Origin of the sequence: Aeromonas sp. R7-5, from assembly GCF_040908015.1 — a bacterium.
In the GTDB taxonomy this organism is placed as follows: Bacteria; Pseudomonadota; Gammaproteobacteria; order Enterobacterales; family Aeromonadaceae; genus Aeromonas; species Aeromonas caviae.
On record NZ_JBFOCZ010000033.1, the window covers coordinates 31,917 to 56,151 of the forward strand.

The 24,235-nt window shown below is 61.1% G+C and carries 20 protein-coding genes; 10 read left to right on the forward strand and 10 right to left on the reverse strand.

Annotated elements, in window-relative coordinates; translation table 11 throughout:
- Positions 1–98: 98 nt before the first annotated feature.
- From AB5Y53_RS15485 to AB5Y53_RS15495, 3 genes are all read left to right on the forward strand, one after another.
- A complete protein-coding gene (locus tag AB5Y53_RS15485; protein ID WP_010675511.1) occupies positions 99–509 on the forward strand; it encodes a CBS domain-containing protein in 411 nt (136 codons plus the stop codon).
- A gap of 328 nt (positions 510–837) precedes the next feature.
- Positions 838–1,938 carry a porin gene (locus tag AB5Y53_RS15490; RefSeq protein ID WP_043156284.1) on the forward strand — a complete coding sequence of 367 codons (1,101 nt, stop codon included), beginning with the start codon at positions 838–840 and terminating at the stop codon, positions 1,936–1,938.
- Between the two features lie 335 nt (positions 1,939–2,273).
- Positions 2,274–3,218, forward strand: a complete 945-nt coding sequence (locus AB5Y53_RS15495; RefSeq protein ID WP_041212426.1) for a chemotaxis protein CheV — start codon at positions 2,274–2,276, stop codon at positions 3,216–3,218.
- A gap of 87 nt (positions 3,219–3,305) precedes the next feature.
- On the opposite strand, the gene AB5Y53_RS15500 is transcribed toward AB5Y53_RS15495, so the two are convergent.
- On the reverse strand, positions 3,306–3,914 hold the full coding sequence (locus tag AB5Y53_RS15500) for an arylesterase (protein WP_039040186.1): 609 nt from the start codon (positions 3,912–3,914) through the stop codon (positions 3,306–3,308).
- A 57-nt stretch (positions 3,915–3,971) separates the two neighbouring features.
- On the opposite strand from AB5Y53_RS15500, the gene AB5Y53_RS15505 reads away from it, so the two are divergent.
- Both AB5Y53_RS15505 and AB5Y53_RS15510 read left to right on the forward strand, forming a co-directional pair.
- Positions 3,972–4,682: an ABC transporter ATP-binding protein gene (locus AB5Y53_RS15505; RefSeq protein ID WP_042016058.1), complete on the forward strand. Its 711-nt coding sequence runs from the start codon at positions 3,972–3,974 to the stop codon at positions 4,680–4,682.
- A gap of 64 nt (positions 4,683–4,746) precedes the next feature.
- The gene (locus tag AB5Y53_RS15510) at positions 4,747–7,188 is read left to right on the forward strand and encodes an ABC transporter permease (protein ID WP_368182489.1); all 2,442 of its coding nucleotides are present in this window, start codon (positions 4,747–4,749) and stop codon (positions 7,186–7,188) included.
- A gap of 42 nt (positions 7,189–7,230) precedes the next feature.
- On the opposite strand, the gene AB5Y53_RS15515 is transcribed toward AB5Y53_RS15510, so the two are convergent.
- A complete protein-coding gene (locus AB5Y53_RS15515; protein WP_041215747.1) occupies positions 7,231–8,136 on the reverse strand; it encodes a TIGR01777 family oxidoreductase in 906 nt (301 codons plus the stop codon).
- A gap of 245 nt (positions 8,137–8,381) precedes the next feature.
- Between AB5Y53_RS15515 and AB5Y53_RS15520 the strand changes: the two genes are divergently transcribed.
- Positions 8,382–9,923 carry a cyclic diguanylate phosphodiesterase gene (locus tag AB5Y53_RS15520; RefSeq protein ID WP_039040184.1) on the forward strand — a complete coding sequence of 514 codons (1,542 nt, stop codon included), beginning with the start codon at positions 8,382–8,384 and terminating at the stop codon, positions 9,921–9,923.
- Positions 9,924–9,987: 64 nt separating this feature from the next.
- Here AB5Y53_RS15520 and AB5Y53_RS15525 read toward each other — a convergent pair whose 3' ends face one another.
- Together AB5Y53_RS15525 and AB5Y53_RS15530 are read right to left on the reverse strand one after the other, a co-directional pair.
- Positions 9,988–11,169 (reverse strand): PLP-dependent aminotransferase family protein, encoded by a 1,182-nt coding sequence (locus AB5Y53_RS15525; RefSeq protein ID WP_368182490.1) that lies wholly within the window; start codon positions 11,167–11,169, stop codon positions 9,988–9,990.
- Between the two features lie 199 nt (positions 11,170–11,368).
- Complete coding sequence (locus AB5Y53_RS15530; protein ID WP_368182492.1) at positions 11,369–12,436, reverse strand: M28 family metallopeptidase; 1,068 nt, start codon at positions 12,434–12,436, stop codon at positions 11,369–11,371.
- Between the two features lie 260 nt (positions 12,437–12,696).
- Between AB5Y53_RS15530 and trmB the strand changes: the two genes are divergently transcribed.
- The 4 genes from trmB (at position 12,697) to AB5Y53_RS15550 (ending at position 16,108) form a co-directional block, all read left to right on the forward strand.
- Positions 12,697–13,410: a tRNA (guanosine(46)-N7)-methyltransferase TrmB gene (gene trmB, locus AB5Y53_RS15535; protein ID WP_010675501.1), complete on the forward strand. Its 714-nt coding sequence runs from the start codon at positions 12,697–12,699 to the stop codon at positions 13,408–13,410.
- 26 nt (positions 13,411–13,436) lie between these two features.
- On the forward strand, positions 13,437–13,769 hold the full coding sequence (locus tag AB5Y53_RS15540; RefSeq protein WP_039040181.1) for a YggL family protein: 333 nt from the start codon (positions 13,437–13,439) through the stop codon (positions 13,767–13,769).
- A 96-nt stretch (positions 13,770–13,865) separates the two neighbouring features.
- Positions 13,866–14,786: a glutaminase B gene (gene glsB / locus AB5Y53_RS15545; protein ID WP_010675499.1), complete on the forward strand. Its 921-nt coding sequence runs from the start codon at positions 13,866–13,868 to the stop codon at positions 14,784–14,786.
- Between the two features lie 29 nt (positions 14,787–14,815).
- A complete protein-coding gene (locus AB5Y53_RS15550; protein WP_368182493.1) occupies positions 14,816–16,108 on the forward strand; it encodes a sulfurtransferase in 1,293 nt (430 codons plus the stop codon).
- Positions 16,109–16,190: 82 nt separating this feature from the next.
- Here the strand turns inward: AB5Y53_RS15550 and AB5Y53_RS15555 are convergent, their stop codons facing one another.
- From AB5Y53_RS15555 to AB5Y53_RS15580, 6 genes are all read right to left on the reverse strand, one after another.
- On the reverse strand, positions 16,191–18,278 hold the full coding sequence (locus tag AB5Y53_RS15555) for a YjbH domain-containing protein (protein ID WP_368182494.1): 2,088 nt from the start codon (positions 18,276–18,278) through the stop codon (positions 16,191–16,193).
- Positions 18,278–19,027, reverse strand: a complete 750-nt coding sequence (locus tag AB5Y53_RS15560; RefSeq protein WP_368182495.1) for a capsule biosynthesis GfcC D2 domain-containing protein — start codon at positions 19,025–19,027, stop codon at positions 18,278–18,280. Before AB5Y53_RS15560 ends, AB5Y53_RS15555 begins: the two co-directional genes overlap by 1 nt.
- A complete protein-coding gene (locus AB5Y53_RS15565) occupies positions 19,024–19,668 on the reverse strand; it encodes a YjbF family lipoprotein (protein ID WP_368182496.1) in 645 nt (214 codons plus the stop codon). The genes AB5Y53_RS15560 and AB5Y53_RS15565 overlap by 4 nt, the downstream gene beginning before the upstream one ends.
- 66 nt (positions 19,669–19,734) lie before the next feature.
- Positions 19,735–19,986, reverse strand: a complete 252-nt coding sequence (locus AB5Y53_RS15570) for a hypothetical protein (RefSeq protein ID WP_368182497.1) — start codon at positions 19,984–19,986, stop codon at positions 19,735–19,737.
- Between the two features lie 101 nt (positions 19,987–20,087).
- Positions 20,088–21,047 (reverse strand): Wzz/FepE/Etk N-terminal domain-containing protein, encoded by a 960-nt coding sequence (locus AB5Y53_RS15575; RefSeq protein ID WP_368182499.1) that lies wholly within the window; start codon positions 21,045–21,047, stop codon positions 20,088–20,090.
- A gap of 47 nt (positions 21,048–21,094) precedes the next feature.
- Positions 21,095–23,635, reverse strand: coding sequence for an SLBB domain-containing protein (locus AB5Y53_RS15580; RefSeq protein ID WP_201925313.1), 2,541 nt, complete (start codon positions 23,633–23,635; stop codon positions 21,095–21,097).
- Positions 23,636–24,235: the final 600 nt, after the last annotated feature.

A 24,235-nucleotide genomic window follows, 5' to 3' on the forward strand; every position in this document is an offset into this window, starting at 1 on the left:
ACGTGAAATGACACAAATTTGCACTTGAGGGCGGGGGGGATGGCTGCCGCCGGAAAAACGTGTCATAACAGAGACATCTGGGGGGCAGGAGGCTGACCATGTTGATTAAAGAGATCATGACGACCCGGGTCGCGACCGTTTCCATGGATGACAGGCTGAGCGTCATCAAGGAGATCTTCGAGCAGGCCCATTTCCGCCACCTTCTGGTGGTGGAAGAAGAGGAGCTGGTGGGGGTCATCTCGGACCGGGATCTGCTGCGTGCCATCAGCCCCTATCTGGACACGGATGCCGAGATGAACCGGGACACCGAGACCCTCAACCGGCGCGCCCACCAGATCATGAGCCGTGAACCCATCACCGTCTCCCCCGAACGCTCCCTGAAAGAGGCCGCCGGCCTCATGCTGGAGCACCAGATCTCCTGTCTGCCTGTGCTGGAAAACGGCGCCCTGGTGGGCATAGTGAGCTGGAAGGACCTGCTGAGGGTCATGCGCGGCTGGCAGCCGGTCTGACGAGGCGGGGAACATAAGCGGGGAGTCCGTGTCGCCCGGCAGGGCTTCCCTGCTTCTCGCTTTTCTGAAGCATTAAACTGCATTCATCAAATTTTACAGCTCACTTGTGTTGCGAAAATGATTTTTATGGTAATAAATTCCACCATTGTCATTTCATGTGACACTATATGTCGCGGCGTCAGCTCGAATTGATGCTTTTATAATTAATCGTTCGCCGCTTCAGTTCCCATCAAGGTTTCCGGATCTACCTTAGGCCATCGGCACATCAACCGATCATCACGACCGAACTCTGGTCTGACAGAGAGTGCTTACACCTGAGGAAAGAACAATGAAAAAGACAGCATTGACGATGGCCATCTCCAGCCTGCTGCTGGCCGGTGGTGCACAGGCCGCCAACGTTTACGATCAGAATGGTACCAAACTGGACATCGGCGGCCGCGTCAACGGCATGTACTACGGCACCGATGACAACGCCACCGAAGGCGATGCCAGCTACCTGCGTCTGCACATCGCAGGTGAAACCAAGGTTGACGAGGATCTGACCGCGTTCGGCTTCGCCGAGTACAACCTGCCGGTCTCCGGTTCTGACAACGACGAGCTGCGTTACGCCTATGCGGGCATCAAGCACGATCGCTTCGGTGCCTTCAGCTACGGCCGCCAGGACGGTCTGTTCACCAAGGCGGTGAACAACTACACCGACGTGCTGCCGGAGTGGGGTGGTGATGGTCTGGGCAAGGACACCGAGGTGTTCGGCACCGGTCGTACCAACGGCCTGGCCCAGTACATGTACAACTGGCAGGGGCTGACCCTGGGTGCCCAGTTCACCGGCAACAACGACCCGCAGAACGCGAGCCGCAGCGAGCGCGTCGGCCCGAACAGCACCTGGAGCCCGAAAGGTTCTTCCGAGGGGTATGCCCTCTCTGCCAACTATGACTTCAACATGGGCCTGAGCCTGGGTGCTGCCTACAACCAGGCAGGCAAGACCGACGAGCAGGCCGAGAACGTGAGCTTCGGCGGCGACAGCGACGCCAAGCTGTTCGGGGTGGGCGCCAAGTACGCCGTCGGCAACCTCTACATGGCTGCCACTTACTCCCACGGTGAAGATCACCTCTTCGTGGACACCGGCTCCCTGCGCGGTTACGCCGAGAAGATGGATGGCTACGAAGCGGTCGTGCAGTACAACATCACGCCGAAGTTCAAGCCCTCCCTGGCCTACCTGCGTACCGACGTGAAGGACAGCGCTCACGGCATCGATGACACCGCGACCGAATACGTCTCCGTGGGTGCCTGGTACAACTTCACCGACAACTTCAATGCCTACGTGGACTACAAGATCAACCTGCTGGACGAAGTGGGTTCCACCGGCAAGAACAGCCTGAACAAGTCCACCGACGACATCGTCGCCGTGGCCCTGCAGTACAACTTCTAAGTCGTCCCGGACGCACTGCACATCCCAGGACCGGCCCATGTGGCCGGTCTTTTTGTTGCTGGCGGACCGCGCTGGATGACAAGAGCGGCACGCCGGGGTTCAGCAATGGCCCCGTGTGGTCGATACCCTTGTTGTCGGGGCCGGTGCATGGCTGTGCTTGCCATGAGGCAGTGATGGGGCGATGATCACGCCCCGTGGTCAAGATCCTATCTTTCCTCGACGCTTTTCATTATTTCTATATAGGCTTGCGTTGTCCCGACAGGGAAAGCGGGGCTGGTTGGCATGTCGCAGCTCCGGTGCGGGGCAATTTCGGGAAATGGACGTAAGGGCGTTATATGGCGAGCATATTGGATTCAGTGGATCAACGTACCCAGCTTGTAGGGGAGAATCGCCTGGAACTGCTGATGTTCCGTTTGGGTGCCCAGCAACTGTTTGCGATCAACGTCTTCAAGGTGCGGGAAGTGGTCAAGCTGCCCCATCTGAACAAGATGCCGGGGTCCCACCACAACATCAGCGGCGTCGCCAACATTCGCGGCGTCTCCATCCCCGTCATCAACCTGCGCGGTGCCATCGGGATGCGTCCCATGGCCATCGATCAGGAGTCCAATCTCATCATCACCGAGTACAACCGCACCATTCAGGGGTTCCTGGTGGGGCAGGTGGCCCACATCGTCAACATGACCTGGAAGGACATACTGCCGCCGCCCCGTTCGGCGGGTCGTGCCAACTACCTCACCGCCATCACCCGCATCCCGGAAGGGGGGGTCGACCAGATCGTCGAGATCATCGACGTGGAGAAGGTGCTGGCGGAGATCATCACCTATGACGTGCGCATCTCGTCCGAGGTGCTGGACGAGGAGATCCTGCCCCAGATGCAGGGACGCCGGGTGCTCATCGTCGATGACTCCAGCACGGCCCGCAACCAGGTGCGCGAGACCCTCGCCCAGCTCGGGCTCGAGGTCATCGAGTGCCAGGACGGCTTGCAGGCCCTCAAGCTGCTCAAGGGGTGGTGCGATGCGGGCAAGAAGGTGACCGACGAGATCATGCTGATGATCACGGATGCCGAGATGCCGGAGATGGATGGTTATCGCCTGACTCATGAGGTGCGCAGCGATCCGCGCATGTCCGATCTCTTCATCACCCTCAATACCTCCCTGAGCGGCAACTTCAACGAGGCCATGGTCAAGAAGGTGGGGTGTGATCGCTTCATCTCCAAATTCCAGCCCGACTTGCTGGTGGACGTGGCTCAGCAGCGGATGCGGCAGATCCTGGGCCGTTGAACCCGGCACGCCGAACCATGAAAAAGCCCCCGCCATGCGGGGGCTTTTTCATGGGCAAGGGGAAGGGCCATGGGCCCGGCCACCGGGCTACTGAGTCAGCAGAGGCTCGACAAAGCGGGCGACCTTGTCGCGGATCCGGGGCTGGGCGGCGGCCGTCGGGTGCAGTCCATCGTTCATCATGAGTTCAGGGCGCAGCACAATATCATCCAGAAAGAAGGGCATCAGCGGCAGGTCGTTGGCCTTGGCAAGATCCGGGAAGATCTGCTCGAACTGTTGCAGATAGCGCGCCCCATAGTTGCGGGGCAGCAGGATCTGGGTCAGCACCGTCTTCGCCTGGTGCGCCCGGGTGAGCTCGATCATCTTGGTCAGGTTGGCCCGGGTGATGGCGGGAGCAAAGCCCCGCAGCCCGTCGTTGGCGCCGAGTTCGATCAACACCCAGTCCGGTTTGTGGGTTTCGAGCAGAGCGGGCAGGCGGGCCAGGCCGCCCTGGGTCGTTTCACCGCTGATGCTGGCATTGATGAGGGTGTGTTCTCCCCCCTGCTGCTGCCACTTTTCATTGAGCAGGGCAGGCCAGCTCTGTTCGGCCTGCATCTGGTAGCCGGCGCTCAGGCTGTCGCCCAGTACCAGCAGGGTCTGGGCCTGGACGGACGCTGCCCAGCAGCACAGGCAACTCACGGCAAACAAGAGACGCATCATGCAGTCAACTCCCACGTTCTATTGTCATTACAGGTTCAGGCAAACAGGATACCCAAGATGAGTTCAACGCCCATTATCGCCGTCAGGGGGCTCGGTAAAACCGTTCGCCTCGGTCAGGAAAGCCTCACCATCCTTGAAGGGATCGATCTGCAAGTCAATACCGGCGAGACGCTGGCGCTGGTCGGTGCGTCCGGTTCCGGCAAGTCCACCCTGCTCGGTTTGCTGGCCGGTCTCGATCTGCCGAGCAGTGGCGAGATAGAGATCCTCGGCCACTCCCTCACCCGGCTGGACGAGGAGGGACGCGCCAGGCTGCGGGCCGAGCAGGTGGGGTTCGTGTTCCAGTCGTTCCTGCTGCTGCCCACCCTGAGCGCCCTGGAGAACGTCATGTTGCCGGCCGAGCTGCGGGGGGAGACCGACAGCGAGCCCCGTGCCCGGGAGCTGCTGGCCCAGGTCGGTCTGGGAGAGCGGTTGCACCACCTGCCGCCGCGCCTCTCCGGCGGCGAGCAGCAGCGGGTCGCCATTGCCCGTGCCTTCATGACCCGCCCCAGCCTGCTGCTGGCGGACGAGCCCACCGGCAACCTCGACAGCAAGACCGGGGAGACGGTGATCGAACTGCTGTTTCGTCTCAACCGCGAGCACAACACCACCCTGGTGGTGGTGACCCATGACCATGAGCTGGCCCAGCGCTGCCAGCGGCAGCTGGTGATGTCAGCCGGGCGGCTGGAGGCACAGGCTGTCATGGCGGCCAGGGTGGGAGAGCTGTCATGAGTCAGTGGAGACAGAGCTGCACCAGGGGATCGTTGGCAGCAGCATGGACGGTGAGGGAGGCGTCATGAGTCAGTGGCGACTGGGATTGAAGCTGCTGCGCCGGGAAGGGTTCAGCGGGGAGTTGCGCTGGTTTGTGCTGGCGTTGGCGCTGAGCGTCGCCTGCGTGCTCAGCGTGGCTCTGGTGGCGGATCGGCTGGATGCGGGGCTCAAGGCCTCCGGGCGGGATTTCATCGGAGGGGACAGGGTGCTGCGCTCCGCGACGCCGGCACCGGCAGAGTGGCTGGCGCAGGCGCATCAGGAGGGGCTGGCCGTGCAGACCACGGTCAGCTTCAACAGCATGCTGTTTCACGGCGATACCCTGCAACTGGCCTCCATCCGCGCCGTGCCCGGGGATTTTCCCTTCTACGGCAAGCTGGAGCTCACTCCCCAGCGCGCCCCGGCGCCCGGCGAGATCTGGCTCTCCGCCAGGGTGATGCAACTGCTCGGCGCCAAGGTGGGGGAGGCACTTGAGGTCGGCAACACCCGGCTGACGGTGGCAGGGGAGCTGGGCCAGGAGCCGGATCAGGGGTTCAGCCCCTTCCAGATGGCGCCAAGGGCCTTGATCCACAGCGCCGATATCGAGGCGACCGGGGCCCTGCTGCCGGGCAGTCGCCAGCAGTGGCGCTATCTCGTCAAGGGGCCCCGTGACGCCATCGCCCGCTATGAGGCCTGGCTCAACCCCAGGCTGAGCGCCGGGCAGAAGCTCGTCAAACCCGATGATCAGGGTACCCAGGTGGGGAAATCCCTGGGCAATGCCGAGCGCTTCTTCCGTCTGGCATCCCTTGCCGGCGTGTTGCTCGGCGCTCTGGCCATGGGGATAGCGGTGCGCCATTTCGCCGAGCGCCAGACCAACATGGTGGCCCTGCTCAAGACGCTCGGCGCTTCCCGGCGCACCCTGTGGCAACTGATGGGCACCCTGCTGTTCTCCCTGACCCTGGTGGGGGCCCTGATGGGGCTGGTGGCGGGCAGCGCCATGCAGTGGCTGACCCTGAACCTGCTGGGGGATCTGCTGCCTGCGGATCTGCCGCCCCCCTCCTGGCGACCCTTTGCCCTTGGCCTCGCGGTCGCCTTCTTCATCACCCTGATGCTGGCGTTCGTTCCCTTCCTGAGGCTGCTCAAGGTACCGCCGCTGCGGGTGCTGCGCCGGGAGCTGGAGGCGGGGATCCCCCCCTGGCTGACGGTGCCCGTGGGGCTCATCGGGCTGTTTGCCCTGGTGTGGGGCTTTACCGCCGACATCAGGCTGGCCTGCGGGCTCATTGGTGGCATGGGGGTGTTGATGGCGCTGCTGGCCCTGCTCGCCTCCGTGCTGCTGCGTCTTGGCAGTCGGCTCAAGGGGCCCCATGCCCTGCGCCTGGCCATCAATCACCTCTCCCGGGAGCGGGGCAGTGGTCTGTTCCAGCTGGCGGGCTTCGCCCTGGCCCTGATGCTGTTCGGGCTGCTGTGGGCGGCGCGGGTCGATCTGCTGGAGGATTTTTCCACCCGGTTGCCTGCCGATGCCCCGAACCGCTTCCTGGTCAATGTGGCGGACAGCGAGCGGGAAGGGATCCTGGCCGATCTGCATCAGGCCGGGGCCATCACCTCGGACTTCTACCCCATGGTGCGCGGGCGCCTGACCCGTATCGCCGGTGAGGCGGTGGGGGAGGATGCGGCGCGGGAGGGGGTGGACAGAGAGCTCAACTTCACCACCACATCGGCCCTGCCCGCCGACAACAAGGTCACTGCCGGTCAATGGCTAGCCGGCAAGGGGGAGGTCTCTGTCGACGAGGCACTGGCGGGACGGATCGGCATCGCGCTCGGAGACGTGCTCGGCTTCACCATAGAGGGGCGGGCGTTCGAGGCCAGGGTGACCAGCCTGAGGTCCATCAAGTGGGACAACATGAGGCCGAACTTCTACATGATCTTCTCGCCGGATGTGTTGGCCCCCTTCTCCCAGACCTGGCTCGGCAGCTATCGTCTGCCGCCTGAGGGGAGAGGGGCAGAGGTGGAACTCATCCGCCGCCACCCCACGGTGAGCCTCATCGATGTGGAGGATCTGATAGGCCGCCTGACCCTGGTCTCCGACCAGGTGAGCCGCGCCCTGGGGTTGATGCTCGGGCTGGTGACGGTAGCCGCCCTGCTGGTGCTGCTGACCCAGACCCAGGCCGGCATGGCCCATCGGCGCCGGGAGCTGCTGCTGATGCGCACCTTGGGGGCGGGCAGCGCCCTGCTCGAGAAGATGCTGCGCTGGGAGCTGGTGGCGAGCGGTGCCCTGGCAGGGCTCTGCGCCGCCATGGTGGTGGAGCTCTGCTCCTTCGGTCTGCAGTGGTGGTGGGAGGGGGCGCAGTGGCAGTTCCACTTGGCCATCTGGGTTGCACTCCCCCTGCTTGGGGCCGTGCTGGTGACCCTGGCCGGACAGGGCATGCGCCGCCAACTGCTGGCGGGTACCCTGAGCGACCGGCTCAGGGGACTGGGGCAGGGGCTGCTCTGATGGCTCGACACATCCCGACCTCGGTCGGGATGTGTCATTGGGTCAACGGGGTGAGTGCAGCAGATTGTCCAGAGCGCCGGGCAGAGCCGGGAAGCTGAAGTGAAAACCGGCCTGCTGCAAGCGGGCGGGCAGTACCTGCTGTCCGGTGAGCAGCAGATCCGCCGCCTCTCCCATCAGGAGTCGCAGGAGAGGGGCCGGTACGAAGAAGAGGTGCGGGCGATGGAGCGTGGCGGCCAGGGTCTCGCTGAACCGGCGATTGCTGACCGGTTGCGGGGCCGTGCCGTTGAAGATGCCGTCACACTCGCCGTGCTCGATGAGAAACAGCATGGCCCGCACCAGATCCTGCACGTGGATCCAGCTCATCATCTGGGTGCCGCTGCCCATGGGGCCGCCGAGGCCCAGGCGGTAAGGGGGCAGCATCCTGGGCAAGGCGCCCCCCTCCATGCCGAGTACCAGGCCGATGCGCAGGATGCAGACCCGGGTCTGGGCCGAGCGGGCCTGCTGGGCAAGCTGCTCCCACTGCTGACAGAGACGGTGGGTGAATTCGTCGTGAGGGCTCTGGCATGTTTCATCCAGAGGAGCGTCATCCTGGCGGCCATACCAGCCGATGGCGGAGGCATTGAGCAGCAATCTGGGGGGCGTGCTGGAGAGTTTGACGAGATCCACCAGCTGTTCGGTCAGCAGCCAGCGGCTGTTGCAGAGTAACTGCTTGCGGGACTCGCTCCAGCGTCCGGCGGCGATGGGTTCGCCGGCCAGGTTGATGACGATGTCCACGTCATTGAGGTGATCCAGCCTGTCCAGGCTGTCCAGCAGGGTGACATCGTGGCCGAGCAGCTCGTAGGCCCGGCTGCCCTGGCGGGTCAGCACTACTACTTCGTGTGCCACCTTGAGGTGTGCCACCAGACGGCGGCCGATAAACCCCGTGCCCCCCGTGATCAGTATCTTCATGTCCTGCCTCCCTGACGCTCTAGGGTCTACTCTAGAGCCTGGGTGCCCGATGGACAAGCTCCTGTTTTTATGAGCATTATGATTTTTGTCTCCTAAGACGCCGCCCCCTTTGTCCACGGGGTTGCCGGGCTTTGCGACCACGGGGGGCGCCGTGGCGCGGCGGTATCAGGGGCTCATTCCGGCTTGCCAAACGGGCGCCAGCGGGTAAACTCGAGCGCTTTTTCGCCATGTTCATGAGGGCCGTTATGCCATTTCGACGTTTGAAGGTGCGTCAATTCTATGTCCGGCTGCTCTGTGCCTTGCTGGCCGGTCTGTTGCCCATGCTCCTTGGGCTCGTCATTGTCATCTGGCAGACCGCCACCGGCGTGAAACAGGATGCGGTGGCGCGCCTGGAACATGCCAGGGTCATGTTCGACCGCACTCTGGACAATGCCCAGTTGGCGGCGTCGGCCCTCACCGGCAGCCTGGGCAGGCCCTGTCTCGAGGTGGTGCAGGGGCTCAGGGATCAGGTGGCCACGGTGCCGGATGTGCGCAGCGTCAACCTGGCCAGGGGGGATCGGATCTACTGCTCTTCCCTCTATGGCCCGGTCGATGGCGGCATCAAGCTGGATGACTATGTCGGGGGCAGGCTCGACCTGATGAAGGGCAACCCGGTCACCCCGAATCGCCCCCTCATCGCCTACCGGGAAGAGGTGGGCGAGTTCAGCGTGCTGGTGGGGGTCGACGGCTACTACCTGCTCAACATCCTGGACATGCTGAGCCGCAACTCCCCACTGGGGCTGGTGGTCGGCAACGAGATGCTGCTGCGAAACAGCGAACTCACCGACAAGCTGATCCCCAAGGATCGCAATGGCTATCTCGAACAGGTCTCGACCAGGTACCCGTTCAAGGTAGTGACCACGGTGTCGGTGGATGAGTACCGTGCCCACATCTGGGACTACTCCAAGGTGGGCGTCATTATCTATCCTCTGCTGAGCCTGCTGCTCGGGGTGGCGGTCTTCTGGCTGATGGGCCGTTCGACGTCGCCGGCCCAGGAGCTGAAACGGGCACTGTCCCAGCAGGAGTTCATCCCCTATCTGCAACCCGTGGTGAACGGGGAGGACGGCCAATGGAGCGGTTGCGAGGTGCTGATGCGCTGGCAACACCCCCGTCAGGGGATGATCTCGCCTGATCGCTTCATTCCCCTGGCAGAGGACAGTGGCCTCATCGTGCCCATGACCCGGCTGCTGATGGCGCAGGTGCGCGAACAGTTTGCGGGCAAGGCGCACCATCTGCCGCGAGGGTTCCACTTCGGCTTCAACATCAGCGCCAGCCACTGCAAGGATCTGAGCCTGGTGGAAGATTGCCGGGATTTCATCAACGCCTTCAAGGGGAATCCCATCAAGCTGGTGCTGGAGCTGACCGAGCGCGAGCTCATCGTGGCGGACGAGACGACGGACCGGCTCTTTGCCGAGCTGCATGCCCTCGGGGTCTTCATCGCCATCGACGATTTCGGCACCGGCCACTCCAGCCTGACCTACCTGCAGACCTTCCAGGTCGACTTCCTCAAGATCGATCAGAGCTTCGTCGGCATGATTGGGTCGGACGCGCTCTCCAGCCACATCGTGGAGAACGTCATCGATCTGGCGACCCGGCTCGGTCTGCAACTGGTGGCGGAAGGGGTGGAGAATCAGGTGCAGGCCGACTATCTGAAGGCCCGCGAGGTGACCTTCCTGCAGGGCTACCTGTTTGGCAGGCCCATGCCCATGAAGGAGTTTGTCAGCCAGCTGGCCGGCCAGGGGCGCTGAGGGGAAAGCGCGAGGCAAAAAAAAACCAGCGACAGGATCGCTGGTTTTTTTATGGCCGGATGGCTCAGAGCATGCGGGCCAGGGCGCGGCAAAGACGCTGAACACCCTCTTCCGTGGTCGCCTCATCCACACAGGAGAAGCTCAGGCGCAGGGTATTCTGGATCTCGGGGCGCACATAGAAGGGGGCGCCGGGCACGAAGGCCACCTTCTCCTTGATGGCCTCGTCGAACAGGGCCATGGCACTGACGCTGGGCGGCAGGGTCAGCCAGAGGAACATGCCCCCTTCGGGACGGGTGTAGCTGACGCCGGGCGGACAGTGGCGGGCGAGGGCGGCTTCCATGGCGGCACGCTGGCGACCATAGACCTCCTTGATCTTCTCCAGGTGAGCGTCGAGGGAGTTGTCGGTCAGGAAGCGGTGCAGCACTTGCTGGCTGAAGGCGTTGCTGTGCAGGTCGGTGGCCTGCTTGGCGATGGTGACCTTCTTGCGCAGCCAGTCCGGCACCACCATCCAGCCCAGGCGGAAGGCGGGCACCACCGTCTTGGAGAAGGACCCGAGCAGCACGGTGTTGTGGGGGGCCAGCTTGGCGATGGGAGGGAGGTGTTCTCCCTCGAAGCGCAGCTCGCCATAGGGGTCGTCTTCCACCATCAGCAAATCGTGGCGCACCAGGCGCTCCGCCAGGGCTTCCCGGTTGGCGCGGCTGTAGGAAACACCGCTCGGGTTCTGGAAGTTGGGCACGCCGTAGAGCAGCCTGGCGCTGGAGCCCTGCTCCAGCAGCGCATCCAGCGCGGCCAGATCCAGCCCCTCTTCCGCCAGGGTGATGGGCTTGAAATTCGGTTGATAGACGGAGAACGCCTGGATGGCGCCAAGGTAGCCCGGCTCTTCGATGATGAGATCCTGCCCCTCGTTCACCAGCACCTTGCCCAGCAGATCCAGCGCCTGCTGGGAGCCGCTGGTGATGAGGATGTTGTCAGGATTGACGGCCATGCCGTGGCGGCTCAGGTAGCGATCGGCGATGTACTGGCGCAGCGGGGCAAAGCCCTCGGTGGTGGCGTATTGCAGCGCGGCGGCTCCCTGCTCGCGCAGCACGTCCTGGCACGCTTGCTCGATGGCCTTGACCGGGAACAGATGAGGGTTGGGCAGGCCGCCGGCGAAGGAGATGATCTCCGGATTGGCGGCAACTTTGAGGATTTCGCGGATAAAGGAAGGTTCGACCTTCTCGAAGCGCTGGGCAAAAAACGGCTGCATAGGGTTCTCTCTGACTAGGTGGCGGTCGCTCCATTCAACCGCCAGGTTATCCGTTTGTATCAGATTTCAGAAATGAGGCAATGGCTGTCACAAAAATCCATAAAAAAGGGCAGGTTTGGCACCTGCCCGAATTTTATCGTCCCGACCCCGGTCAGGGGCGCAAAAACCCCTGTCAGGGGGACATCGGGCGGGATGGGGCTCAGAGCCCCGGTGCCTTGAGGAAGCGGATCATCAGGTCGGTGTTGGCCCCGAGCTGCTGCTCGATCCGGCCCGGGAAGAGCTCGGCCATCTTGTCGAGGCGATCATGCTCCGTGTGCCAGATCTTGCCCCACTGGGTCTCGCTGTCCCGGTCGCAGGCGCTCTTGGTGGCGTCGTCGTAGCAGTCCCACAGCGCCGGATTGGTGCTCTGGGAGTAGCCGTCATAGCCATCTTCCCCGTTGATGGTGAAGTTGGTGGCCTCCACGTAGGCGATGGGCACCCCCAGGCAGGCGAACGGCGCATGATCGGACCAACTGCCGGTCTCCCCTTCCGGGTAACCGCTGTAGCTGGGGTGAATGGCGAACGGGGTGGCGGTTTGCTGGGAGATGGCCAGCAGGCGATCGCGCACCTTGGGATCGAAACTGTAGCGGCTTGGGTCGGCGCAGTTGTACTCGGCCACGTCGGAGTGGGCCGAGTGGACATAGACGATGTCGCCCCCGGCGATGGTGTCGTAGTTCACCATGGCCAGCAGCTTGGCGACGGCATCGGTGTCGAGACTGGCGGCATAGGCTCTGGAGCCGTTGAGGCCGTTCTCCTCGGCGCCGAAGAAGGCGAAGCGCACCGTGTAGGGCAGGGTCTCTCCCTTGAGTGCCTCGGCAACCGCCAGCAGGGCGGCGACGCCAGCCCCGTTGTCGGTGGCGCCTTCGGATCCTTTCTTCTCGCCGGTGCTGTCATAGTGGGCACCGATGAGGATCACCCTGTCGCTCTGACCCTTGAGCTCGGCGACGATGTTCTGGGAGGTGCGTTCGGTGCCGCCCCGGGTGTAGGTGAACGGCTGGTTCTGCACCTCGTAGCCCCAACCGGCCAGGTGATCCTGGATCCAGGCGGCGGCGCGGGTTTCGGCCTCGGTGCCTGTGGGACGAGCGCCTATCCCTTCTGCACCAGAGCTCAGTTGCACCAGAAATTCATGGGCTTGAGCCGCGGGGGCAGGGGGTTGGGAGTCGTTGTCAGAGGGGTTGCAACCGGCCAGCAGGGCAGGCAGGGCGAGGGCCAACAGGGTTTTCTTCATACTGCAATCCTTTGTTGTATATGGTTTTATTTTTCCGCGTCAGGATGAACCCGACGTCCGGCAGATTCTGTGAAGGGGGTGGCATTTGTCAACCTTGCCGGTAGATGTGGGCAGTCCCGGGGGATTTGTTGTGGGAAACACTTGCGCCTTGTGCCTATCTTGGGATAATTCGCTCCCCTGTTTTTGCGAACTGATGCAATAACGAGCGATCCATTTATGTCGGCTCTGTTCCAGAGCGATGCAATAACGAGCAATTTACTATGTCTGTGACCCAAGATGTGTTTAACGAAGACGGCAAGTTCATGCGCAAGATCCGCAGCTTCGTCCGTCGCGAAGGCCGCCTGACCAAAGGGCAGGAGAAGGCCCTGGAAGAGCTCTGGCCGGTCATGGGCATCGATTTCGCACCAGAGCCGCTCGACATGGTGGCCCTGTTTGGCCGCGAGGCACCCGTGGTGCTGGAGATCGGGTTCGGCATGGGCGCCTCCCTGGTGGAGATGGCCAAGAACGCCCCCGAGAAGAACTTCATCGGCATCGAGGTGCACTCTCCGGGTGTGGGCGCCTGCCTTGGCACCGCCCAGGAGGCGGGCGTCACCAACCTGCGCGTCATCTGCCACGATGCGGTGGAAGTGCTGGAGCACATGATCCCGAACGGTTCTCTCTCCTGCCTGCAGCTCTTCTTCCCTGACCCCTGGCACAAGAGCCGCCACCACAAGCGTCGCATCGTGCAGCCTGCCTTTGCCCAGGATATCCGCCAGAAGCTTGCCATCGGTGGCGTCTTCCACATGGCCACCGACTGGGAGAACTACGCCGAGCACATGCTGGAGGTGATGAGCGCCGCCGAGGGGTACGAGAACACCTCCGCCACCGGCAACTGGGTGCCCCGTCCCGACTGGCGCCCCCTGACCAAATTCGAGCAGCGTGGCCATCGTCTGGGCCACGGTGTCTGGGATCTGATTTTCAAACGAGTCAACTGAGTCAACGTATCAACTAAGGAGCTATCATGGCCAACCGTAGCCGCCGTCTGCGCAAGAAACTGCGCGTCGATGAATTCCAGGAAATGGGGTTCGACATCAGTTTCAACTTCCCGGTCGGCACCGCCGAAGAGACCATTGATGCCGTGGTCGATGCGCTGATCGACGAGGTGATTGAGCCTCGCAAGCTGGCCTTCGCCGGCTCGGGTCACCTGGCCTGGGAAGGGATGATCTGCACCCAGCAGCTCGGCAAGTGCACCGACGAAGACCGTTCCGCCGTTCAGACCTGGCTGCAAGGCAAAGGGCTGGAGGCCGTGGTGGTCACCGAGCTGTTCGATCTCTGGTACGGCGAGCCGGCCTGATATCTGACTGCCTCCCGGGCAGATAGAAAATCCCGCCGCCGGCGGGATTTTTGTCGGTGGGCTGGCCCCGCCTCGTTTCACGTCATGGAATAGCCAATGGTGTTGTCATCCGAATTACTGGCCGGCATCCTGGAAGAGGTGCGTCCGCTGCTCGGGCAGGGGAAGGTGGCCGATTACATTCCCGCCCTGGCCCAGGTGCCTGCCGACCGGCTGGGGATCGCGGTCTGTACCGTTGAAGGGGAATTGTTCACCGCAGGTGACGCTTTCGAGCCCTTCTCCATCCAGAGTATCTCCAAGGCCCTGAGCCTCACGCTGGCCTTGACCCTCTATCAGGAGGAGGAGATCTGGGCCCGGGTGGGCAAGGAGCCCTCCGGTCAGCCGTTCAACTCCCTCGTCCAGCTGGAGTTCGAGCAGGGCATTCCCCGCAACCCCTTCATCAACGCCGGTGCCCTGGTGGTGAGCGATCTGCTGGAAACCCGGCTCACCGCTCCTCGCCAACGTACTCTGGAGCTGGTGCGCCGCCTGTGCGGCAACCCGGCCATCATGGCTGATCAGGTGGTGGCGCGCTCCGAGTACCAGCACTCCGCCCGCAATGCCGCCATCGCCTATCTGATGAAGGCCTATGGCAACTTCGAGAACGAGGTGGACAAGGTATTGCAGAGCTACTTCAATGCCTGCGCGATCCGCATGAGCTGCGTCGATCTGGCACGAGCCTTCGTCTATCTGGCCAACCGGGGTGTCCCTCTTGGCGAGAGCACGCCCCTGCTGCCGGCCCGTACCACCAAGCAGGTCAATGCCCTGCTCGCCACCTGCGGCCTCTATGACGAGGCGGGCGACTTCGCCTACCGGGTCGGCATGCCGGGGAAATCCGGAGTGGGGGGCGGCATCATGGCGCTGATCCCGGGAGAGCTTTCCATCTGCGTCTGGTCACCCGAGCTCAACAAGGCGGGCAACTCCCTGGCCGGGACGGCGGCGCTGGAGCTGCTGGCCGAGCGCCTGGGCCGCTCCATTTTTTAACTCTCTTCACTATGCATCGAGACGACATCATGAAACGAATGACTGGACTGTGGCGAAGCTGCCTGACCGCCTTGCTGCTCTGGTGTGCCTGGCCCGCGCTGGCCGCTGAGCTGCCCCCGCTCTCCCTGGCGGATGCCAAGGGCAAGGAGGCGGTGATCCTGGATACCCGCCCGAGCTATTTCTACCAGGGCTGGCCCATGGACGGGGAGAAGCAGGGGGGCCATGTGGCCGGTGCCGAGCTGCTCTCCGCAGAGTGGAAATACAGTGACGAGGAGTGGCCTGTGGCGCTTGCGAGCAAGGGGCTGAAGGCCGACAAACCCGTCGCTCTCTATGGCACCCCTCGCGAGGTGGCCGAGGTGGCCCGTCTGCTGCGCCAGCAGGGCATCAAGCAGCTGTTCGAGCTGCAGGGATGGAAAGAGGCGCCCCGGGAGCACCTGGCACGCTGGCAGCAGCTGGTCCATCCGCTCTGGCTGGCAGACTTGCAGGCAGGCAAGTCGGTCATCGCCGCCCCCAAGGGGGAGTGGAAGGTGTTCGAGGTGGACTGGGGATCCCCCAAGGCCTATCTGCTGAGCCACATTCCGGGAGCCGGCTACATCGACACCAACCGGCTGGAAGGGGAGCCGCTGTGGAACAAGGTCTCTGACGAGGCGCTCAAGGCGCTGCTGCTGGAGAACGGCATCCGTCATGACACCACCGTCATCCTCTATGGCCGCAACACCATGGCGGCGGCCCGTGCGGCCCATCTGATGATGTATGCGGGGGTCGAGGATGTGCGGCTGCTGGATGGCGGGCTGGAGGCCTGGTTCGTGCAGCATCTGCGCACCGAGACCGGGCTGGCCAACAAGTTCACCCCGGCCAAGGAGTTTGGCGTGGCCATCCCGGCCCATCCCGAGTACTACACCACCCTTGACCAGGCCAAGGCCCTGCTCAAGCAGCCGGACGGCGCCCTGGTCAGCGTGCGCACCTGGGACGAGTTCGTGGGCAATACCTCGGGCTACAGCTACATCAAGCCCAAGGGGGACATTCCCGGGGCCAGATGGGGTCATGGCGGGGTGGATGCCAACAGCATGAGCGACTTCCACAACCCGGACGGCACCATGAAGCCCGCCCGCGAGATCCTCGCCATGTGGGATGAGTGGAATATCGAGCCGACCCAGCAGGCCGCTTTCTACTGCGGCACCGGCTGGCGCGCCTCCGAGGCGTTCTTCTACGCCTGGTTGATGGACTGGAAGCGGATCAGCGTCTACGACGGCGGCTGGTTCGAGTGGAGCATGGATCCGGCCAACCCCACCGTCACCGGCGAGCGCAAGCCAGGCAACTAAGACGGCAATGCCGAGCAGCGGAAATAAAAAAGCACCTTCATGGAAGGTGCTTTTTTTGTCTGCAAGGCATGGTGAACCGGGATCAGAAGGAGGCCACGCTGGTCTGGTCGTAGAGGCCGTACTTCCTCGACAGCATCTGGCCGCCGTCCCGGGTCAGGGGGACCCAGCTGATGTTGGCGCTGTCGATGGTGGACTTGAACATCATCAGGTCGAACGGGATGGTGATGTAGAGGCCCTTGGTGAAGCTCCCTTCGCCATACTCTTCTGCCGACACATTGGTGAAGGTGGCAAAGAAACCGGCGCTGATCCCCGAATCAAAGGTCTTGGCGAAGTTGAACGTGGCGCCATAGTCCCCCGCGAGGTAGCGACCCACCGAGATCTGGGCTGTCACCTTGTCCAGAAACGCCGGTTGCCAGTAGGTGGTGACATGGCCGGTGGCGATCTGGTAATCGGCGAGCTGGAGGGTGTTCTCCCAGTCCCGCTGCCTGACCAGGTTGAGATCGGCGCCGATGGCCCAGTTGCGGTTGAAGGGGCGATACAGGGCCTCCCCGCCAACACCGGCATACATCATCTCCAGATAACCGCCATAGGCCTGGCCGTACCAGCCATCGGCAAACTTGTCCATGTGGGTGAGCTGCAGGTTGTTGAGCAGCACATTCGATGACGTCACGTACTCCCGCACCCAGGTACGGACCCGGGGCAGGGCCTCTCCATCGGGCGGCGGCTCGGTGTAATTGAACTTGTCGTAGTTGTTGACGAGGTTGACGAAGACGGTGCTGCTCACCCAGTCGTGCTCGGTCATGTGCCAGTCGGTGTTGGCATTCAACCCGAGCTGGTACATGTAGAAACTCTCGGCTCCCCCGATGGACTGGCTCAGCTTGGGCACTATCTTGAAATCCCATGAGCGGGGTTCGGCTCCATGGCGCAGTGTGCCTTCGACGGGGGCTGGTGGCTGGCGGCTGACCTCGATCTCTTGTGTCTGGCCTAGGGGGAGATCGCTGTTGGCACGACGCACGGAGTCGAGATCGACTCGGCTCTCCTGCAGGGGCATCCCCTGCTTCTGCTCGATGATGCGCAGCTCTTTCACCGTGGAAGGCAGGGCATTGACGGCCAGCAGGGTGGCTCGCTGCTCGCTCTGGGCCTGATCCCTGTATCGGGTCTGCTCTGCCTCCAGCGTCAGGGTCTCCTTGTCACTGTAGAGTGAGGCCTGTTGCCAGCCCCCATTGCTGGCCAGCTGGGAAGAAAGCGTCGACCAGTCGACCTGCTCCAGGGAGTCGACCTGGCTGGCCTGATAGGCCGGAACGGGGGGATCCATGACCTTGGGCAGCGACAGGGAGGGGTCGTTGAAGTTGGTATGCCATGTCAGCCCCCACATCAGGGTATTGCCGCGCTGATAGCTGAGGTGCATGTCGAACACATCGTAAGGCTGGTAGACGATGCCCACATTGATGGGAGTGCTCTGAACGATGGCCCCCGCCGACTCGTGACTGTAGTCGTTGCCCTCGTATTCGAGCTTGAGCCTGAGGGGCTGCCAGGGGGTCTGGTACTCAATCCCTCCATAGAGGGCCGCCGGGCCATGGAACAGGCTGCCGAATTCAAACTTGCCGCCGTTGCCCGAGGAGCCTTCATCGCGCTGACACCAGCCTTCACGGACTTCACAGAAAGGGTTCTTGATGTTGCCGCTCTGACCCATGTTCCCCCACGCCATTCCCAGGGTGAAATCAAGGTTCTTGTAGCGTTTGCTGGCGACGATGTATTCGCTGTCAAAGAGCCCGGTCCCCATCACATCGCGCAGGCCCACAGAGACCTGTGGGCGCCAGGTGGATTCGGTCCAGAGTCGGGCTTTGACATCCAGCCCCTTGTCCTTGTAGGTCTGGTCGCCACTGAAATTCTCGTCATTGCTGTAGAGCCGGGTGCGAATGTCGGTGTATCTCAGGGTGGCTTCCAGCCAGGAGAATGGCTGCATGGAGATGGACCAGCGCCGGTATTCCTGGTCATCCATGTAGTTGAATGAAAACTCGCCTTCCGGAGCCATGCGTGCCGTCGGCATCTGGAGCAGGCCCACGCCACCAAAATCACTCTGGGTGGGGAGGAGAGGCGAGGAGCTGTCCGTGTTGGCAAACGCGAAGGGGGAGGCAAGCAGCGAGAGAGTGGCGATTCTGGTCAGCATTACTCGGGTATCCGATTAGCAATCATGTCGGCAATACGGAGATTGATGTTCTTGAACTGGGCAGGCAACAACGCCGGATCGAAACCGGCAAACAGGGTTGCACCCGGCATGGGCTCGATATGGTATTCGTTCCACACCGCGACGGGGGACAACTGGACGCGGCCATCCGGCTGGATGAGATATACCTCGCCAGGGTTGGCGCCGGGTAGCAGACTGTGGCCCTGCCAATATTCAGCCAGCCCCTTGGCGGGTTCATGGGGCATGGACCTGCGACTGTTGATCAATCCCAGCAGGTAGAGGCTGGATGGCCTGGGAGAGAGATAGAGAGAATAGTCGCCAGACAGACGGGGGTTGTTTGCAGGCTCCACTCTGCTGAGATCCGGATCCAGCTTGATGTCAATCCGGCCGGCCACATCGAGCTGATCCAACTCGCGCAGCAGTTGCTGGGTGGCCTGAACCAGACCGCCCTGATGCGCTCTCATCCAGAGAACCTGGAGGGCTTTCAGATCGCTGAGCAGTTGTTCTTTGGCTTGCTGTGCAGACTCATCTTGGGCGGGGGAGGAGATGATGGCGGCAGGCCAGTAGACGTCGCCGGGCAAGCCGGGCGCATTCAACAGTTGTTCCAGACGCTGGCTATCGGAGAGGGAAATGGTGGTCTTGCTGGCATGGCCGACCATCACCCGGGTGATGCTGTCGGCATGAAGCCATGGGGCATAGCCAATCAGAAGCGAGAGTATGATTTTTTTCATGGTGCATAGGGCTTGGTGAAGACCATCTCGATGGTGCTGTTGTCAGGGCCGATGTGCTGAATGGTTTTTCTGACCAAGCCCGTCTTTTTGTCCAGCCAGTAATAATTCTGCCACGTCAGGTCATCCTTCCCCGACTGGACCGTCTCTTCGTAGAGGGAGGTCGTCAGCACGGCGCCATTGATATCCAGATTTTCATCGACCAGCTGTTTGAAGGTGGTGTGGAGGTTTCTTCCGCTGTGGCGAAGTTGCGCCCATTCGGCCAGATAACTGAATTGGGCATCGCCAGGAATGACGGCCTGACTCAAGGGATCCGCCATGGTGGCGGCGAAATAGCGAAGATCATTATCCAGCTTGAGCGTCTTGGTAATTCGACCATGCTCGGTCACTATCAAGCCTCTGTCGCTGCTGACCCAGGAGAGGCGGTCTCCGTCGGCAAAGGCGAGCACGAGCAATAGAGGTGGTCTGTCGTCAACGGTGAGCAATGCACTGGCATAGGGCAGCTTTTCGATGGCTTCCGGGGAAATGGTTATCTCATCATCCGCAGTGAAGATATATTTGAGCTGTTGATAGCTATCAACGTTGCTGTCTGCACAGCCAAACAACAACATTGATAGCAATAAAAGAATGCGCTTGATTAGCATGAAAGCATCACTGAATAAATAGAAAAACAATAAAGACTGCCCTGAGGCAGTCTTTATTTCATTATATCAACGAGCTGTGCTGGTGACAGTCGAGGGGTTGTCGTCGTTGTTGTTGCTGGCAACGGCAACGGCAACACCGATTGCAGCAGCAGCGGCTACGCCAACGGCGATGGCACCAGCGGTGATGCCACCGACAGCAGCAGCGCTAGCAGCACCGGCACCGGCAGCGGCGCCACCAGTGCTGGCGCCTGCGCCAGCAGCAGCTTCTTCAACAGCCATGGTCGGGCTGGACAGGGCCAGCAGTGCAGTCATAATCAAAACACTCTTCTTCATATATTTCCCTTATAAAATCAGAATAGTCGACGATCGTTCTACTCTATTGTGATGGCAAGCCATCGTTTTTGATCAATTTGCATCCATTATTTTTTATCATGACGGAATGCAAATCGAACCAAAATTATCATCACCCCCAACATGCCGCCCAAGAGGGCACCCAATACGACGATGAGTGCCCGTTTCGGCTTTATTTTCTCTTCAGCGATAACGGCAGGGTCAAGCACTTTAAAGACATATTCCTGATTGACTTCGGCGAGCATCAAGGTTTTGGTCTGCTCTTCTATCAATTGATAAAAGACTTTCTGCATATCGGCCACGGAAGTCTTGGAGAGTTGTTCGGTCAAATAGGCGATATTGCGTTTTGACTCCTCCTGATCCCGCTGTTTCATGGTGCTGTTGAGATCGTCGATCAACCAGTCCACCCACTGTTTTGCCAGTTGCGGAGAGTAGAAGTCGACGCTGACGGTCAGCAGCCCTGTCTTGGGGTCGCTGTTGAGATTGACCAGGCTCCTGAACTCTTTGATGAGCTCCCAGTCAGTGGGCTCGGGAGACCTGCCGGGCGGCATCTCGCGGACCCACTGTTGGGACTGGGTGTCATAGATCTCGGGGTCGATTAGCAGCTCACCCGTGGTTTTATCCATGCCGGTGGCGGCGATCAGGGGGACGGCCAGTTGATGGCGGCGAATGAACTCCCCGAGAAACAGCCGCGACTTGCCCACCTCGATGGCGATGGACGCCTTGTCTCCTCCTTTGTTGCCCAGATCGACCCCGGCCAGGCTGGCCAGCCCGCCGAAGCGGGAGGCCAGCGCGGAGAGTCCTCCCCCCTGTTGTTCAAGGGAGGGGGTCAGGAGCGCTTCGGCACGATAGATGTTGGGACTCCACAGTGCGAAGGCAACGGCGAGACAGGTCGCGATCAATGTGATGGCAAAGAGCCACCACTTGCCTTGCCACAGGGCAATAGCCAGCTCTCGCAGGTCGATTTCATCGCTTGCCGGAGCAAGATCCCTCGGCAAGGGAATGACGTTCGCTTTTTGTGCTTCCATGATGATTTGATGAGTCCTATGGAATATGACTGGACGCGTCCAGCGCGTTATTTGATGGCGGACCAGGCGACGCCCAACTGATACATGATCTGGGTCGCCGAAGACATGATGCTCAGGTTGTCCAGATAGTCGGAATCCACCGGCACTATGATGGTGTCCCCCGGCTCCAGGCTCTTGCGTCCGCCAAACCAGCTGTCATTGGGCAGCATCACGCTGCCATTGGCCTTGATGACATAGACGCGATCGGTATCGGCTTGTTTCTTGGTACCACCGGCCAGGCTGATGTACTCGTTGATGCTGGTCTCCTCTTTGTAGATATGGGAAGAGGGGAACTGCACCATGCCCGCGATGGAGACCACGTTCTGCATGGTCGGGATATAGAGTTTGTCGCCATCCTCAAGCAGGACGTCTGACTGCTTCTCTCCGGCCAGCAGGGCTGGCATGTCGATGGTCATGCGTCCGATGGCCTTGCTGTTTTCCAGCTGGTTGACCACCGACATGGCTTCGGCAGGGGAGCTGCTGTAGTTGGCAATGGTGCTCTGTCTGCGCAAGGTCATGGTCGAGATCTCCTGGCGAAGTTCATCGCGCAGCATCACCAGCCGCTCTTCCTCCTGCTTGCGCAGGGCCTTGCGGGCGAAGATGGCCCCGTTGGGGTTGGCGTAGGTCGTGATGCCACCCACGCGCTCGATCAGATCGTGCAGGCTCTCTCCCCTGCGCACGGTGTAAGTGCCTGGGAATTTCACTTCACCGAAGACCTGGACGGTCGCCTCTTCCCGCCATTGGGGATGGGGCAGGACGTTGATGTTGTCCTTGGATTGCAGCAGCGGTGAACCGTAAGGGCTGTTGGCGGTATCCAGCGAGAATCGCTCGTTCTGTACCAGGATGCTGTCGCCCCGCTCATTGACGCGGGAGAGTTCGACCACGTTGGCCTGCTCGTTGAATCCGCCAGCGGCCAGGATGGCATCGGACATGCGGCTGTTGTCGGTCAGCGGGTAGAGACCCGGGTATTTCACTTCGCCACGCACTTCCATGATCTTCACCGGCTGACCCAGGGTAGACTGTGCCTTCAGGCGCTCGATGACAGGCGCCAGAAGGGCTTGCCGTGAATCGGCGACCACTGCGTCCGTGGCGGTCTTGTCGGACAGGGAGGATAGCTTGATCTGAGAGTCATTGTTGAGCTCGTCACTCTTGACATCGGCGCCGGTGGAAACATCGGTCCGCATCATGGCGGCGTTGTCCAGCTCCCTCGTCTTGGTCTTGAGATCCTTCACTCTGGTCGAGGTTGCGGCAGTCTCTCTGAGCCGGTCAGTGGCATCGTTGCGGAACACCAGTACCTGGTCCCTGGCCTGGAGTACCACATCGTCTTTGCTGCCCGGCTGTTGCAGCGCCTTGCCCAGGTTGAACTGGATCACGCTGATATTGCGTTGGGAATCCACTTCCCTGACGACCAGGGCATAGCTCAGGTCGGTCGCTGATAGGAGATCCCGCTGAACGCTCTTGAGCAGGTTGCTGATGCGGGTGCCCGGGGTATAGCTGTAGACGCCATCACGTACCACGGCCCCTTTGACGACGATGGCCTGGCTGTACTCGGTGCTGCTCGGTTTGACCGAAATCTTGTCACCGTCCCGGATGCTGAACTGACGATCATGGCCATTGGCCAGCGTCAGGTTGAAGACTTTCAGACCGGTGTCCGTATGACGTTCTACCGAGACTTCCTGCAAGGCTGACGCCTTTACGCCACCGGCCAGGGCGAGCACGTCCGCCAGGGGCGCCGAATTTCTCAATTCGTAGATGGCGGGGCGCTTGACCAGTCCGCTGATGGACACTTCACTGCCTTTGGCCGGGACGAAGACGGTATCCCCCGCCTGCAAGCGAATATCCTGGCTGGTATCCCCCCAGACCAGCATCTTGTACAAATCCACATCGATGACTTTCTGTCCGGCCCGCTTGACCTGGATCTTGCGCAGGGAGCCGACGGTGTCGATGCCGCCTGCCGCCTGCAAGACCTGGGTGACGGTCGCCATGCCGCTGACATTGTAGGCACCGGGGCGATAGGCATCCCCCATCACAAATACCTGCATGGCACGCATGGAACCAAAGCTGATGAAGGAATTGACGCCTATCATCTGCTCCTTGATCCGGGTTTCAAGGTCGCTTCTGAATTGCTGGAAGGTCAATCCACTGGCAGAGATAGGACCGAGACTGGGGAAGTCGATGAAGCCTTCTCGACCGACGCTCAGGTCATAGACCGCGTTTTCCTTGCCATACAGCTGCACATGGATTTCATCCCCCGGGCCAATGACATAATCATCAGCAACGGGCATATCGGTCACGGGGGCATCCAGAATGGGTTCACCGGCGAACACATTGTAACCGAATGGTTGGAGCTCCCCTGGCTGGGCTACCCCTGCGATCAGCGGGCGCTGGGATACCTGGCTATAGTCGACCTCCCGTGGCGCAGCTACCGGTGTTGACGGGGTGACAGGGGTCATGGCGCTGGCATTCTGGAACTGGTCGACAGAAATACCGTATTGCTTGGCCAGAGCCTGTTGCTGATCAGCGGGCAGGCGCTTGAATTGTTCCATCATCTGCGGGCTGATTTGCGGCGCAGCCAATACATTTAAACTAATCGCAGCTAATATCCATGGCGCTGTTATAAATTTCATTTTAGGTAAAGCCTTGCAATGTGTTTGTTCAGATTGCTGAAGATGGTGGGTAATAAATAGGGTGTTGACTCGGTCATCGAGTAAATTAGACTTTCTTTATATATCCGTGAAAAATAACAAGCCCCGTATATTAGAACATGCTTGTGTGACGTTTTTATATGCAAGGCACCCAGGTATATGGAAGGTCCGGGTATGCTCAGTGTTGTCAGCATGAGGAGCAAACCACCCGCAGGGGCAGGGATGGTATGACTGGTACTTGGCGTCAGCGTGTTGCCCCGTGCACGGTAATTATTGTGTCTTCACTCATTATGAGTGTCACAACGTCCATGCTGGTCGGGAGTAAAAAGACATGGCTACCGCATCCGAAGGGCAAATCGGCATGGGATGTGTATTTTTTGTTATTTTTTTCAGGTTGGACGACAGTGTGCGTCGCACCCGATGGTCAAAGCGTCAAATTATTGATTGTATTGGCAATGACAATGACATTTGTTTTCCGCGCGGAAATTTATCAAAAGTGTATTT

Excerpts from the sequence above, each read along its gene's own strand:
- AB5Y53_RS15560 (WP_368182495.1), bottom strand. The coding sequence starts at position 19,027 with ATGAAAAAAATCATACTCTCGCTTCTGATTGGCTATGCCCCATGGCTT.
- AB5Y53_RS15550 (WP_368182493.1), top strand. The coding sequence starts at position 14,816 with ATGAAACGAATGACTGGACTGTGGCGAAGCTGCCTGACCGCCTTGCTG.
- trmB (WP_010675501.1), top strand. The coding sequence starts at position 12,697 with ATGTCTGTGACCCAAGATGTGTTTAACGAAGACGGCAAGTTCATGCGC.
- AB5Y53_RS15575 (WP_368182499.1), bottom strand. The coding sequence starts at position 21,047 with ATGGAAGCACAAAAAGCGAACGTCATTCCCTTGCCGAGGGATCTTGCT.
- AB5Y53_RS15515 (WP_041215747.1), bottom strand. The coding sequence starts at position 8,136 with ATGAAGATACTGATCACGGGGGGCACGGGGTTTATCGGCCGCCGTCTG.
- AB5Y53_RS15580 (WP_201925313.1), bottom strand. The coding sequence starts at position 23,635 with ATGATGGAACAATTCAAGCGCCTGCCCGCTGATCAGCAACAGGCTCTG.
- AB5Y53_RS15485 (WP_010675511.1), top strand. The coding sequence starts at position 99 with ATGTTGATTAAAGAGATCATGACGACCCGGGTCGCGACCGTTTCCATG.
- AB5Y53_RS15555 (WP_368182494.1), bottom strand. The coding sequence starts at position 18,278 with ATGCTGACCAGAATCGCCACTCTCTCGCTGCTTGCCTCCCCCTTCGCG.
- AB5Y53_RS15540 (WP_039040181.1), top strand. The coding sequence starts at position 13,437 with ATGGCCAACCGTAGCCGCCGTCTGCGCAAGAAACTGCGCGTCGATGAA.
- AB5Y53_RS15530 (WP_368182492.1), bottom strand. The coding sequence starts at position 12,436 with ATGAAGAAAACCCTGTTGGCCCTCGCCCTGCCTGCCCTGCTGGCCGGT.
- AB5Y53_RS15520 (WP_039040184.1), top strand. The coding sequence starts at position 8,382 with ATGCCATTTCGACGTTTGAAGGTGCGTCAATTCTATGTCCGGCTGCTC.
- glsB (WP_010675499.1), top strand. The coding sequence starts at position 13,866 with ATGGTGTTGTCATCCGAATTACTGGCCGGCATCCTGGAAGAGGTGCGT.
- AB5Y53_RS15490 (WP_043156284.1), top strand. The coding sequence starts at position 838 with ATGAAAAAGACAGCATTGACGATGGCCATCTCCAGCCTGCTGCTGGCC.
- AB5Y53_RS15565 (WP_368182496.1), bottom strand. The coding sequence starts at position 19,668 with ATGCTAATCAAGCGCATTCTTTTATTGCTATCAATGTTGTTGTTTGGC.
- AB5Y53_RS15505 (WP_042016058.1), top strand. The coding sequence starts at position 3,972 with ATGAGTTCAACGCCCATTATCGCCGTCAGGGGGCTCGGTAAAACCGTT.
- AB5Y53_RS15525 (WP_368182490.1), bottom strand. The coding sequence starts at position 11,169 with ATGCAGCCGTTTTTTGCCCAGCGCTTCGAGAAGGTCGAACCTTCCTTT.
- AB5Y53_RS15510 (WP_368182489.1), top strand. The coding sequence starts at position 4,747 with ATGAGTCAGTGGCGACTGGGATTGAAGCTGCTGCGCCGGGAAGGGTTC.
- AB5Y53_RS15500 (WP_039040186.1), bottom strand. The coding sequence starts at position 3,914 with ATGATGCGTCTCTTGTTTGCCGTGAGTTGCCTGTGCTGCTGGGCAGCG.
- AB5Y53_RS15495 (WP_041212426.1), top strand. The coding sequence starts at position 2,274 with ATGGCGAGCATATTGGATTCAGTGGATCAACGTACCCAGCTTGTAGGG.